This is a genomic window from Exiguobacterium sp. s36, assembly GCF_018618345.1.
GTDB lineage: Bacteria > Bacillota > Bacilli > Exiguobacteriales > Exiguobacteriaceae > Exiguobacterium > Exiguobacterium chiriqhucha.
Genome location: NZ_JACSLW010000007.1, coordinates 61,979 through 75,164 on the forward strand (window position 1 = coordinate 61,979; position 13,186 = coordinate 75,164).

The 13,186-nt window shown below is 47.6% G+C and carries 11 protein-coding genes; 5 read left to right on the forward strand and 6 right to left on the reverse strand.

All coding sequences use genetic code 11. The annotated features are described in order from the left end of the window. Positions 1-120: 120 nt before the first annotated feature. Positions 121-1,326 carry an MFS transporter gene (locus KNP95_RS13325; RefSeq protein WP_214837710.1) on the forward strand — a complete coding sequence of 402 codons (1,206 nt, stop codon included), beginning with the start codon at positions 121-123 and terminating at the stop codon, positions 1,324-1,326. 14 nt (positions 1,327-1,340) lie between these two features. Then, the gene (locus KNP95_RS13330) at positions 1,341-1,772 is read left to right on the forward strand and encodes a MarR family winged helix-turn-helix transcriptional regulator (RefSeq protein ID WP_251138564.1); all 432 of its coding nucleotides are present in this window, start codon (positions 1,341-1,343) and stop codon (positions 1,770-1,772) included. A 42-nt stretch (positions 1,773-1,814) separates the two neighbouring features. On the opposite strand, the gene KNP95_RS13335 is transcribed toward KNP95_RS13330, so the two are convergent. Next, positions 1,815-2,855: a flavin monoamine oxidase family protein gene (locus KNP95_RS13335; RefSeq protein ID WP_214837716.1), complete on the reverse strand. Its 1,041-nt coding sequence runs from the start codon at positions 2,853-2,855 to the stop codon at positions 1,815-1,817. Between the two features lie 425 nt (positions 2,856-3,280). Between KNP95_RS13335 and KNP95_RS13340 the strand changes: the two genes are divergently transcribed. Beyond that, positions 3,281-3,508 carry a hypothetical protein gene (locus KNP95_RS13340; RefSeq protein WP_214716067.1) on the forward strand — a complete coding sequence of 76 codons (228 nt, stop codon included), beginning with the start codon at positions 3,281-3,283 and terminating at the stop codon, positions 3,506-3,508. A gap of 18 nt (positions 3,509-3,526) precedes the next feature. Next, positions 3,527-3,799 carry a hypothetical protein gene (locus KNP95_RS13345; RefSeq protein WP_214837719.1) on the forward strand — a complete coding sequence of 91 codons (273 nt, stop codon included), beginning with the start codon at positions 3,527-3,529 and terminating at the stop codon, positions 3,797-3,799. A 26-nt stretch (positions 3,800-3,825) separates the two neighbouring features. Here the strand turns inward: KNP95_RS13345 and KNP95_RS13350 are convergent, their stop codons facing one another. The 4 genes from KNP95_RS13350 to KNP95_RS13365 form a co-directional block, all read right to left on the reverse strand. Next, positions 3,826-4,296: a hypothetical protein gene (locus KNP95_RS13350; protein WP_058765606.1), complete on the reverse strand. Its 471-nt coding sequence runs from the start codon at positions 4,294-4,296 to the stop codon at positions 3,826-3,828. Between the two features lie 19 nt (positions 4,297-4,315). After that, positions 4,316-4,981, reverse strand: a complete 666-nt coding sequence (locus tag KNP95_RS13355; RefSeq protein ID WP_214837722.1) for a DUF3841 domain-containing protein — start codon at positions 4,979-4,981, stop codon at positions 4,316-4,318. 94 nt (positions 4,982-5,075) lie between these two features. Further along, positions 5,076-5,384: a nucleotide pyrophosphohydrolase gene (locus KNP95_RS13360; RefSeq protein ID WP_214837725.1), complete on the reverse strand. Its 309-nt coding sequence runs from the start codon at positions 5,382-5,384 to the stop codon at positions 5,076-5,078. Positions 5,385-5,423: 39 nt separating this feature from the next. Then, positions 5,424-7,595 carry a 3'-5' exonuclease gene (locus KNP95_RS13365; protein ID WP_214837728.1) on the reverse strand — a complete coding sequence of 724 codons (2,172 nt, stop codon included), beginning with the start codon at positions 7,593-7,595 and terminating at the stop codon, positions 5,424-5,426. Between the two features lie 255 nt (positions 7,596-7,850). Between KNP95_RS13365 and KNP95_RS13370 the strand changes: the two genes are divergently transcribed. Next, a complete protein-coding gene (locus KNP95_RS13370) occupies positions 7,851-12,029 on the forward strand; it encodes an AAA domain-containing protein (RefSeq protein ID WP_214837731.1) in 4,179 nt (1,392 codons plus the stop codon). A gap of 36 nt (positions 12,030-12,065) precedes the next feature. Here KNP95_RS13370 and KNP95_RS13375 read toward each other — a convergent pair whose 3' ends face one another. After that, on the reverse strand, positions 12,066-13,181 hold the full coding sequence (locus tag KNP95_RS13375) for a DUF456 domain-containing protein (RefSeq protein ID WP_214837734.1): 1,116 nt from the start codon (positions 13,179-13,181) through the stop codon (positions 12,066-12,068). Between the last annotated feature and the right edge of the window lie 5 nt (positions 13,182-13,186).

The window sequence follows — 13,186 nt, forward strand, 5'->3', positions numbered from 1 at the left end:
AAAGTTCCGTTTTTTTACAATTTCCTTATAGCAATCTACTCGCTTGACGAAAAAGTCACTTCACTTTATTGTTTAGTTAACTTAACTATATTAAAAGGTAGAAAGACTGAGGTTTTCTTTATGAATTTGCTACAAAATCCACGCTTCGTGTTCACCTGGTTATCCGGCATGACGCTCACGCTCGGCTTCTCGATTTTCTTCTTGAGCGTGTCGTGGCTCACGATCGATGTGCTGAAACAACCGGCCCTCCTCGGGATTATCATGACCGCCGTCTCATTGCCACGTGTCGTAATGATGGTGTTCGGCGGCGTGTTCGCCGACCGATTCCAAAAGAGTCGGCTCTTGTTTTTGACGAACCTCGGGCAAGGTCTTCTTATGGTCGCGGTCGTGGCGCTCCATCTCGCAGACGCGTATTCGGTGTTCGCCTTGATCATGATTTCCATCGTGTTCGGTCTCCTCGACGGCATGTCTTATCCGGCGTTGTCTTCCCTGATCCCGTCGCTCGTCAAACAAGAAGAGCTGCAGCGTGCCAACTCACTCTTCCAAGGGACGCTTGAACTCATGTTCGTGTTCGGACCTTTTCTCGCCGGGGCGTTACTCACATGGGGCGGCTTCGGGCTTAGCTTTGGGACGGCGGCTGTCTTGATTTTCATCGCAGCTATCTTGATTATGCCACGCTTGATTCGTGACTCGATTCCCCTCGCACGTGCCATGTCGCTCAGTCATGTCATTTTTGACTTGAAAGAGGGCATCCGTTACGTCTCGAGCACACCGATTTTACGGAGCGGGACGTTGTCGATTGCCATCGTCAACTTATTCGTCATGGGACCGCTCATCATGAGCATCCCGATTCTCGTCGGTGAACGAGGCGGCAATGCGTTTGACTTGAGTCTGATTGAAGGTGGACTTGCTGTCGGGACGTTCGTCGCGAGTTTTCTCGTTCTGTTGTTCCGCTCGGTCCACCGTGGACGCTTCGTCTTCCGCGTCCTGTTTTTGACGATTGGGGCCTTCTTCCTCTATACGCAGGCGCAGTCGATCACACTCCTTGCCTTAGCTGCAGCTGCGAGCGGATTTATGTTGATGCTCGTCTATTTGCCGACGGTCACGCTCATGCAAGAACATAGCGACCACGACAAGATTGGACGGGTCATGAGCATCATGGCGCTCGCCGCATCCGGGTTAGAGCCCATCGCGTTCGCCGTCCTGTCGATTCTGGTCGCCTTGGCCGTACCGATTCAAACGTTACTCATCTCGTTTGGTATAATCGGATTAGTATTGAGTAGTGTGTTATACGTGCGGAGCCAGACGTTCCGTGACACGCGATGAAAGGAGAACGACGATTGAATGACACACGCAAACAGCAAGTCATCGAGATGTACCGTCAAATCGACGAGCTCGACTTGTTGTTCACCAAATACTTTACCGAGTTGAACGAATTCGAACTCAGTTACCAGCAAGAACAGATGTTACTCCTGTTCAAACGCCAAGACACCTGGACGACGACCGAGATTGCCACGAAGATGAATATCTCGAAAAGTGCGGTCAGCCAAGTGCTCAAAGTGCTCGAACATCGTCAGTTTGTCAAAAAAGAGAAGAACCCGGACAACTTGCGCGAGAGCTTCATCCGTCTCGGCCCGATCGGTATGGAGTATTCGAAACAAATCGATGCCATCGAGGAACGGCTCGCCGAAGAGATGTTCTCCGTGCTTGAAGATGACGAGATGACGATGATCAATCGCTCACTCGCGCTGATGATTAAAAAGTTCAAATGAAAAATGCGTATCGTCCCGACTTGGGAGGATACGCATTTTTGGTTAGAGTTGCTCGACGACACGTTCTGCTGAACGGAGTGCGCCTTCGATATGACCACCGAACAAGGAGTCCGTCTCCGTCCCGGCGAGTGAGAGCCTTCCTTCCCAGGCTGGGTCGAGCGCGATCGGCTGATAGACCGGGAATTCGGTCAACGACTGGGCATCTCGCGGGCTTGCCGTGTCACGATCACTCGACCAATCCATATACAAGACATCACGTGGCTGCCGCGCCTCTTCCCCGAACAGTCGCACGAGTTGATCGATGACGCGACGATTCAGCTCGTCTTGATCGAATACCGAACGTTCGGCAGCAGACAACCGGAAGAAGCCGAATAACGCGGCCAGTCCGCCCGGCTGCGAGGCGTCATGAATCTCCTGCAACACCCCGGCCCAGCTCATGCCTTGACCAGATAGGTCATTATCTCGCCAAAACGGGCGGTCATAGACGGCGAGTACTTTCGCCTGTCCCGCCATCCAGGTTGGCGTGTTTTCCAGCTTTGACTTCGTCGTTTCAGACAGTTCCGGTTGAAACGAGATGCGTGAGACGAGTCGCGGCGGGATGGCTAGGATGGCGTGCTTGAACGTTTGGGACCGTCCTGTTTCGAGTTCGATAGAGACCTCGTCTTCGGTCTGTTGAATCGAGGTGACGGTCGACTCGAGTTGAATCGTTCCGGCAGGCAAGGTTGCCGCCAGCGCCGTTGTCAAACTGGCCATGCCTCCGACGAGTCGCATCGATGGGACCATCTGACCTGGTGGGAGCGTATGACGTTCGATGACACCGAACTGCCGCTCCAGCATCAAATCTCCGGTCGTGTGTTGAGAGAACGTCGGGAGGCCGAGCCGTTCGATGAGTTGCGTGATTGTCGTCTCCGTCTCGGGCCAATACCAGGTCGGACCGAGGTCGAAGCCGTCATGGCTCAACACCCGTCCCCCGACGCGATCGCGCGCCTCGAAGACGGTGACGTCATAGCCTTTCACAGTGAGGAGCGACGCGGCATACAAGCCGCTCACGCCGGCCCCGATAATCGCAATTGATGGATTCATAAAAATGCTCCTTCTTTGTATGTGGTGCTCCTATTATACTGAAAAAGACGAATATACATAATTTGGGCGAACCGCTCAGTAAAGGACGTTATGATGTGAATCGATTCTTTTATTATTTCTATTTCCCGTTCATTTGGTTGATGTGCATATTGCATCGGTTCATCAAAACAGAAGTGATGATGACAGTTGCATTATTTGTCATGGTGACCCCAGTGACGGTCATGATATTAGCTGATGTAATTCCACTGCCATTTTACTTGAAAACATTTGTTTCGTACTATGTCCCACTAGGAATGTACACACCATTTCATTATTTTGACTCGGACGTCAGACGAAGGCGGACCAAGCCTGGATACGTTCCGCTCGATGAAACCAAATCGTATTTGAAATCGTAATATCTAAGAGTCACACAAGGAGGAAACCACATGGAGGAAGTATTATTCTCATTTCTCGAGGGAGTTATGGCACTGCTACCGTTGCTTATCATCATTTTGTTTATTGTGACAATCGTACGATTCATGAATCGTTATGAGCAACGCGCTAACGCACAAATCGAATTTGAGAAACTAACCGCCTTGCATCAACAAGAACAGATGAATGCGTTAATCGACCGACTAGATCGAATTGAAGAGACGTTAGAGACTCGCCGTTAATCCGAAAGGAGTGTTTGAATGGATTGGATCACGATTATGTTAACTGCCTCATTGATATTGAACGCCTTCTTGCTCAATATCATTGCGCAACAAGCAAAGGATATGAGTGCATTGAAACGAAAACAACTCCATACAGAACCAATCGTGCAAGATGCTGAGTTTCATGCGTCGATTAAAGAAAAAATCGATACGATTGGCATGATTCCGACCGTTAAATTCTTGCGTGAGACATATGACCTGTCGTTGCTTGAAGCGAAACAATTGGTCGATCGGGTAAACGAAAGGGAGTAGCGCGCGCTACTCCCTTTTTCCAGCTTTTATGAGTTGAAGTAACCGACTTTTCCTCTGGCGTACACTTTGTGCGTCACGTGCTCCGGGTCAACTTTGCCGAGTCTTTGATCGAGACGAGACGACAGAATGATTCCGATTCCATACATACCGGTTGCGACAACCGTCACACTGATTTGTTCCGGATTGAGCAGTAGCGTCAAAATCAGTACAACATATGCTCCAATCAGTCCAAATGCCGTCCACCATTCGAGACGCACAAGCCGCTTATACTCGGCGGACTGGTTGAAGCGAAGCAATGTGTTCGTCCGAGCCCCTATTTTCACGAGACCGACAGATGGAAACACTAGAAGGAACCAGATGAATTCAGCGAGACGACGTTCGCCAATCATCATCAAGGTCACACTGATTCCTGTAATCAGTGCAAACAGAATGATTGCCTGACGGGTCGAGCGCTTGCCGCTCTCATACAAATGATTGAACCGCTCGCGCTGCGTCATGAAACCAGACTCCTTTTGTTCAACTAATTTCCTTCAACCCAGTTTTGTCTCGCCACTGGAACGGTATCGACTTCTTCAAACCAAGTCGATAGCCGAGACGCCACACAGATCCTCGAATCCTGTCCACCCAACTGTCACTCAAGTCTTGAAACGGCATGACGGCCCGGACGTGATGCAGCTCGATGCGATGAATCACGTATTGATAGCTCGGTGCCGCTATTGTTTGATTTGCAGCCATTACCTCGCACCACTCTTGGTCAAAGATTTTCTCCCAAGACTTTCGCGTATATGCCGGCTCCGCTTCTTCCTCGGTGTCATACGCTTCAATAGTGTCATAGATTGCAGATTGCCCTAGTACCAAATGCCAGTACGAGAGCTCTGAAGGCAACACGTCGTCGTCGGGTAATTCCACCGTCAACACCACACCTTTGTTTCCTTGTCCAATATGTCCACCGATACTTAAGTCAGGAAACTCGTCCCAACACCAGACCGGATAGTTCCCGTTCAGCGAAATCCCAATTCGCTGCTCGTACTGTTCGACCATCCAGTCATAGGCCGGTTTAAAAAAATCGAATCCTTCGTCATTGAACAAGGCGTAGTGAGGATCACCTTGGAGATACCCTCGCTCCAATGCTACTTTCCAAGCGTCTTCATGCTGATACGTATAATAGATGCCCATATTCATTAACCCTCTCCAGACTTATTCTTTCACCACTTTATCCGATTTCACATCAAGAAGTAGTGAAAATAATGGTCAGGGTTAATCGGTCGACTGCAACTTAAGCGTTCGGACTCGGATACTTCACCGCGTTCTTCTCGAGCTTCTCTTCAATCGCCTGCGACACATCGATCCCTGCTGCATGGGCGAACGTCAGCGCGTAAATGAGGACATCCGCAAGTTCTTCTTTCATCTCGACGTGTTTCGTCTCGAGCGCTTCTTCGCTCGACACCCATTGGAACAACTCCAACAGCTCGCTCGCCTCGAGCGATAACGATAATGCCAAGTCTTTCGGGTTGTGGTGGAACGCCCAATCGCGTTCGTCACGGAATCCAATTACTTTGTCCATCAATTGTTGTACTTCGTTCATTTGGCTTCCTTCTTTCCTTAGCTCTTCTGTCTCACTTTATCAACGATTAATAACAAGACGGTGTCGTTGATCACTTAACAATGGTGAAAATTCATTCGTCGTATGAATAATCACTTCATGCAATGCACGAGTTAACGAAACGTATAATCGTCTAGCTTCTTTAGATTCTTCCGGGTAGTTACTTTCGTTCATATCTAGTAATAGTACCGCATCAAATTCCATTCCACGAAGATAGTCAATCGTTGAGATAATGATTTGATCGTTGACCTTTGTTGTCTCCGAACGAATCAATTGAGTCTCGAGCTGTAATTTAGAATGAAAGAATGAAGCCCTTTCCATCGTCGGTGTAATAATGCAAATTGAAAACCCTTCATTCTGCCATTGCCTAAGTAGACTCTTTAATTCGTTACTCTTTTTCGTACGTAAATAAGTGACAGGTTTTCCTGTCCGATCAAATGGATCAATCCACGATGTGTCGTGTCCTGCATCATGTAAAATTTCTTTCGCTACTTTTACAATCGGCTTCGCCGTACGGAACGTTTTTGTTAAGTACTCAATCGTCCAGTTCGATTCTCCATGCGTTTCAATAGGTCCCCATGACGTCATTTCGAGCGAACGATAACTTTGGAGCGTATCACCAAACACCGTCATCCCGTGACACAACTTCTCGAGTACGAAAATGTCGAGTGGTCGAAGCGTCTGTCCCTCATCGACAAAAAGATGACTCCACTTGTCCGGATATCCATTCGTCTCGTAATGAAGATACATCCAGAAGAAACGGTCGAGCTCAGTCGGACGTTTCAACTTGTGCCACATCTCTAACAGTTCTTCTGACTGCGTCTTTTTGAGATAAACTAGACGGCCTGGTTGCTTCATAATCGACCAAATCGTCGCAGCCTCCAGCTTGGTCGTCTTCTTCCAAAAGTCGATTAATTGAAGATGCTCTCGTTTTTCACGGGCCAGTTGGCGTTTCATATTTTCTTGCATAATCTGTTCAAGCGTGCGAGCTTTCGTCGAATCTAAATCTCCGCTCCATCTCTGCATATCCGTGATTAACTCGTTCTCATACTTTTCTTTGTTCAAGATAGCTGTTCGTTCAGCCTCACTACGCATCATCTGTAAAATGCGTTCTGTTTGTGCGGGACCTGGCCGTTCTTGTCCAAACCAAATGGCTAACGCCCGCTCGTGTAAATCCTCCAGCGCTTTAATCGGCTCATATCGTCGAAGCAACACAGCAACGTCGTTATACCACTCCTCAATTGCCGCATCCGCCCATTCGAATAGATCGTGGCCTTGATATAACGGAAGGAGTTCTTGAACGACACTCGCGGAGAAGTCTTTAGACGACCCTGTCTTTAACCACTCATCAAACGCCATCGTCGACACCGATTGAATTTGTAAATGCTCCGCGTCCTTCAACAGTTGATGAATCGTCGCCTCGTTCGGAGCCAAATAAAGCATCTTACGACGTTCGTCTTGATACTGCAAATAAGACATGCGGTGCAGCGCCGTCAACGATTTTCCGGTCCCAGCCGCCCCTTGGACAATCATATATGTATTCACTGGTGCCTGGATGATATGGTTCTGTTCGGCTTGCCGCGTCGCGATGAATCCGTCGATAGAGCGATCTTTTTGTTTCTTCGTCAACTCTTGCTCCATAAAACTCTCTTGTGGGACGGCAGGCACCGTCTCCGGCTTTTTGAATGTCGATTTGATTTGCTCGGTAAACCGTTTCGTCAATGAGCTCGGTTGTCGTTTAGGGGCACGACGATGATTTGCCTGAACGACACGTCGTTGTCTTCGATCAAGCTCGAGCTGTGTCATCCCGATGATGTCACCACCTGGCGTCTCAATCGTCTCCCCGTTAAACATGGACGCACGCATTGCCATCTCACTCCGCCAATCTAAGACGAGCGGAATTTCAGGTGACCGAGGGTGCGCCACTCCAAACTTTCCGACCGGATAAATCTCTTCTTCACCTTCGTCCTCAATCACGAATGTGAATGAATACAACTCTTTTAGCGCGTCTTTGTACCGTTGTCGTTCCTGCGCACTTTCTGATTGACGTGAATGCCCCCGCATGTCAATCATTTCATAGTCGCTTGACTCAAGACCCGGTTTGTCTCCTGCTGTCTTCCCAGTTAGATGAGACTCGATTACCATACAAAAATGATCAAGTCGTTGCTGTTCATTTTTTAAAACTGCCTTCATGCCTTGCACCCCTACATCATTTGATATCCTCATTTTACCAAATCGTATAGTCTATAGATTGCGCTATTTTAACGAACGAGGTAAATTCTTGAATCAAAATTAGAAACAACTACCACCTAGTATAATTTTTATCTCCCTTTCTTTTGAAACGGGCGTTATAATGTTAATTGATTCCTAAATAGACGGGAAACATTCCCTATGTTTGGAATGAGACGACTGTCACATCATCGTTTTTGAAGAAAGAAGGATTTAACCATGAACGCAACAACCCAACAAAAGACAGCTGATTTATTTAAGTTTTTAGCAGCTGTCAAACGGATGGATATTCGCACTGAAACCAATACAAAAAGTTATGAACTCCTTTTATCTCCCGAGGCGTCAACGTATCCGAACGTTCGCGTCACCCAAGAAGAGGAGCTCTCTATTGAAATTCATTTTCTCGCACCATTCGCAGAGAAGCGACCAAGTCTTCCGCGAGAGTTGTACGCCTACGTTCTCCAAGAAGGCGAAACGTATAAACGGACAGAATTGTTTCCTGAAAAATTCGACGCGACGTTCAATGACTTTTTAACCTCGATTGAAACTTGGGAACAAGAGAAAAAAGCACACGAGTCTGCTCGAAAATTATACGACACGATGTATCGGACGATGCAACTTCTCTCGACTGAGAGCGATACATATGAACTTGTCTATTCATTCGGGATGTTGCACTGGCCGAATGACAAAGTCGAACGGCCGTTGTTCACACGAGCAGCCGTACTCGAGTTCGATCAAGAGAAGAGTCTGTTCCGCATCGAAGCGTCAGCCATACCGACGAAACTCGAACTTGATATGCTCGACCGTGACCATGTTTGGATGTCATCTGAACTATCCCGATACGAAGTCGATTTTAAAGAAGAGCTCACTTTCGACTTCAAACCATGGGTCGAAACTGAATTAAAAGAGCAGTCCGAGCGTGTATTGAAGCTGTTGAATGACGACCACGCCTATGGCGAAATCGCAACCGTCTATGCAATGCCCGGCATGCGCTTATACGTTCGCAAGAAGTCTGCCCATGCGTGGGTCGAAGAACATGAGAACTTGGCCACGTTGATCGAAAACGGTCTATCACCTTCACCTGCCTTGCAACAGTTTTTGACGTCGAACGACGAAGAAATCCACGCGCTTGACGCGCTTGATCGTGACACGTGGAAGCCGGTCGGTGAAGAGATTCTCTTCCCGCTTCCATATAATGAAGAACAAAAACGCATTTTAAGTCAATTGAGTAACCATGCCGGTGTCGTCGTACAAGGCCCCCCTGGCACCGGGAAGAGTCACACGATTTCAAACTTGATTTCGCATTTACTTGCACACGGAAAACGCGTCCTCGTCACCAGTGAAAAGGAACATGCGTTGAACGTCTTACGTGATAAACTCCCGGCCCAAATTCGCCAGCTCGCGGTATCCGTCCTTGGATCAGATTCAAAGACGACAAAGCAGACGGAAAGTTCACTCCAAGAGATTGCCTCGTACTTGAATCGCACGACCGCTTCGGAATTAGAGAAGACAGGAACACAAAAGCAACAAAAGTTGTATGAGACACGTGAAGAGATTGCCCGTCTGCGTCGGAAAATGATTGAGCAAGCCGCTAGCGAGCATACAGTGATTCCATATCTCGATGAGACGCGTTCACCGACCGATTGGGCGAAATGGACGAGCGAACAAAAAGTCACGATGCAGCTTCCGCTCCCCATATTGACAGACACTTGTCCGCTGACGGCTGATGAATTGGCGGACTTCTATCAACTCATGGCAGAACGGGAAATGCTCAACCAAGGACCGAATGTGACGACCTATCCAGCGACGACAACGCTTCCGTCCCTTGAAACGTTCTTAGCCGAAAGCGGTCGTTACGAACAACTCGCCGCTCTCGAACAGACGCAGGCCGCTGCGTCATGGTTACAGGAAAAATCGACGTCACTTCGTCAACAGACACGAGACCATATTCAGACGTTGCTCGAGTCATTTGATCGTCAACCCGAGTGGCTACGTGAACGGTACAGCTACTGGGCCACCCATCGAAGCGATGAAGTGCAATGTGAAGAAGACTGTCAGACGTTTGAACGCGACGTCAAAGCACTCGAGTCGTTGGAGCGTAAACTCGCCGTCCACGACATCGAATTGCCATCTACTTTACCGAATGATGTATGGACGCTCGCTGACGAACTCGGTCCGGTTTTAGACGAAGGAAAGACCGACGGCTTTTTCTTCAAACTGACGAAACGTAAAAAATATGCCGTCTTACTCGATGAAACCAAAATTGACGGGAAGGCTCCGCAATCGAGTGCCGACCTTCAACTGTTGAAACAATTTAATGAATTGAAGTCATCGTTGACGACATTATCACGTCGTTTCAAATACGCGTGTGAACACTTTGAGCTCGAGTTAGAGACGCCTGAATTTTCGTCTTATCGGACGGCGCTTTATGCGCTCCGTGAATGGAAAGCTGTCTTTGTGACGTACAACGAGTCATTGGCTCCGACTTTCCGTCTGTACAACGAACGGTTCCGCTATGAGAAAGCTTGGTTGGCGCAAGCTAAACAAGAGCTAGATGCCTCGCTGGCGCTCGATGAGATGAAGGAGCTACAGACAATCCAGACGTCTTATCTTTCACTCATCCATGACACGCACATCCATCCTGCGGCGTTACGTCTCAAGCAAGCGGTGCAAACTTGGGATGCCGGACGTTACACACAGTCCATTGAAGAGTTGGCATTACTCGAACAACAAAACACGAAAGCGACACGCCTAAAAGAACTAACAGAGCGCTTCAAACAAGTCGCGCCAGGTTGGTTGAACGCGTTTTACGACGGGACTGCTCCGACGCTTCAACTTCAGACGTTCGAACTCGATTGGAAAGTAGCACGTGTCTTGACGTTACTTGAAGCACTAAGTGACGACGATTATCGGGAGAAGATGAAACGATTGGAGAAAGAGGAAGGAAAAGCAACGGCGGACTTGTGTGCGACATATGCGTGGAAAGAGCAGCTGACGCGGATGACACCGTCGAAACAAGAACGTTTGAACAGTTGGGCGAAGTTGATTCGCCAAATCGGGAAAGGCACTGGGAAACATGCGGCTCGTCATAAGCGGGAAGCCGCCCGTCAAATGGCTGCGGCCCAAGACGCGATCCCAGTTTGGATCATGCCGGTGAACCGCGTTCTCGAATCGTTCAAAGAAATCGACGAGCTGTTCGATGTCATCATCTTTGACGAGAGCTCACAAAGTACGATGGACGCGATTTCACTCCTGTCGCGTGCTCGAAAAGCCATTATCGTCGGAGATGATCGTCAAATCAGTCCGACGACGTTCCAAGACCAAAATGCGATCCAAGAGAAGAAGAAGACATACTTCGGGAATGATACGACGATGACGTTGTTCGATGGCTCATCGAGTCTATACGACCTTGCCTCGGTCAAGTTCAGTGCGACGGTCGGGCTTCGTGAACACTTCCGTTGCGTACCGGAAATCATCGGCTTCAGCAACGCCCATGTGTATGAAGGCCGCATCGTCCCACTCCGACTCCCGCAACGTGCTGAACGGTTGACGCCGGCGGTGCAGAGCGTCTTTGTCGAGGACGGGAACGTCGCTGAAACGACGAAAGACAAGTTCAACGTTCCGGAAGCGAAAGCGCTCGTCGCTCACTTGAAGCAGTTGATTGACGATCCACGCTACGCGAAGCGGACGTTCGGGGTGATTTCACTCCTTGGAAAAGCACAGACGGATCAAATCGAACGGATGGCGACCGACTTGATTGGCATCGACAAGCTGATTGAGCACAACGTCCGATTCGGTGACGCCTATACGTTCCAAGGTGATGAGCGTGACGTCATGTTGCTGTCACTCGTCGTCGCACCAAACCGTCGTTTTGCGGCACTCACGAAAGAGACCGACAGCCAGCGCTTCAACGTCGCGGCGAGTCGAGCTCGGGATCAAATGATTTTGTTCCATTCCGTGACACTGCAAGACATCGGCAATCAGAACTGTATGCGCTATAAACTGGTCAACTACTGCCAGAATCCGCTCGGTGATCAAGAGTCATTCGAAGCAGTCCAACCCTTGTTCGACTCTCCATTTGAAGAAGAAGTGTATAAACGTTTGACGAACCGAGGTTACCTCGTCCGCCCGCAAGTTCAAGTGAACGGTTATCGCATCGACCTCGTCGTCGAAGGTGAATCGAACCGCCTAGCTGTTGAATGTGACGGCGAGCGTTGGCACGGTCCTGACGTATACGAGCAAGATATGTTCCGTCAAAAAGTACTGGAACGGGCCGGTTGGACGTTCTGGCGCGTCCGCGGTCGCCATTTCTACCGCGATGCGGATCAAGCGATGGAGCCGTTATGGACGTTGCTTGAGGAAATGGGGATTGAGCCGATACGGTTGTATTCCGAATAATTACTATTAGACCACTGACATTTCTTCATAAAAGCGTCAGTGGTCTTTTGCTATTAAATTAGATTGACTTTTTAGTGCATAGTACTCGAGCAAAAGTCGATTTATCCTTTCAAAATTTTTGAAATAGAATATATCTGTTTCGGATAATTGTAATAATTGATACGCCAATTTTAACGAGTGTGGTGCGATCTCTTTATTAATTTTTCTGGCAACAATATACCCAGTAAATCCTCCAGCTACTCCCGCAACTGGATGAACAGCAAAGCCTGCTAATGAACCAATCTTTACAAAAAATACGTTTACTCCAAATTTTGAAATTAGAATAAGAACTTTCGCTGCAGCTAATCTACTTTTATCTGTTGTTTTAACTTGCCCAAAATCTCTTTGAACTTGAGCAATGTCGAATAACGTGCGGACACCTAACATTATTTCTGGTGCAAAATCGACTAATTCAAATACTTTATCAGGTAAATCCAATCCGTAGTTACCAGCTAACAATGCAAGTCCTTCTTCGACTTCTTGAGTGAAAGTATATTCTGATATATCAATGGGTATAAATTGTTCCATCAACTCCGGGCTATGTTCCAAAATTTTTTCTCTAATTTCCGTACTAGTTGCATAATATATATCTGGGTTTTCTTTCATAATCTCTTTTAAATCGTGAACACGTTTTGAATTCATCATTTTGACTTGAATAAAGAGTTCTTCACCTGTGTCGTTGTGTATTCCTCTTATGTCCCAAATAGGCTGATTACTAAGTTCAGCTATTTGAAATTTATATTCCGGATATTGACCTGATAACTGCTCATGTACATGTTGCTCAAAATATTTACCTTTTAGACCATTGATTAACCCTTGTACCGATTGCTCTCCCGAATTCTCCAATTCTACGTATTTACTATATAGTGAAGTACCATTTTCAAAAAGTCTGGGGTATTGCAGCTCAAATGATTTGCTTAACCCGTCTGGAACATTTCTTAACTCTAATAACTGATATCCCGCCAAGCCTGATTGAATACCTGCCTCGAGCATCACATCTCTATTTTTTAAACTTTCTAGAGTATTAAATGCCTGAAATTTAAAGTCATCACCACTAATCGTTTCTGTTTTAGGTAAACGCTCTAATTCATTTAATAATTTAATGGATTCCATATGAG

Bases quoted from the DNA above. Each gene is read 5' to 3' on its own strand.
- KNP95_RS13365 (WP_214837728.1), bottom strand. From the start codon at position 7,595: ATGAAGGCAGTTTTAAAAAATGAACAGCAACGACTTGATCATTTTTGT.
- KNP95_RS13335 (WP_214837716.1), bottom strand. From the start codon at position 2,855: ATGAATCCATCAATTGCGATTATCGGGGCCGGCGTGAGCGGCTTGTAT.
- KNP95_RS13325 (WP_214837710.1), top strand. From the start codon at position 121: ATGAATTTGCTACAAAATCCACGCTTCGTGTTCACCTGGTTATCCGGC.
- KNP95_RS13345 (WP_214837719.1), top strand. From the start codon at position 3,527: ATGGATTGGATCACGATTATGTTAACTGCCTCATTGATATTGAACGCC.
- KNP95_RS13370 (WP_214837731.1), top strand. From the start codon at position 7,851: ATGAACGCAACAACCCAACAAAAGACAGCTGATTTATTTAAGTTTTTA.
- KNP95_RS13360 (WP_214837725.1), bottom strand. From the start codon at position 5,384: ATGAACGAAGTACAACAATTGATGGACAAAGTAATTGGATTCCGTGAC.
- KNP95_RS13355 (WP_214837722.1), bottom strand. From the start codon at position 4,981: ATGAATATGGGCATCTATTATACGTATCAGCATGAAGACGCTTGGAAA.
- KNP95_RS13375 (WP_214837734.1), bottom strand. From the start codon at position 13,181: ATGGAATCCATTAAATTATTAAATGAATTAGAGCGTTTACCTAAAACA.
- KNP95_RS13340 (WP_214716067.1), top strand. From the start codon at position 3,281: ATGGAGGAAGTATTATTCTCATTTCTCGAGGGAGTTATGGCACTGCTA.
- KNP95_RS13350 (WP_058765606.1), bottom strand. From the start codon at position 4,296: ATGACGCAGCGCGAGCGGTTCAATCATTTGTATGAGAGCGGCAAGCGC.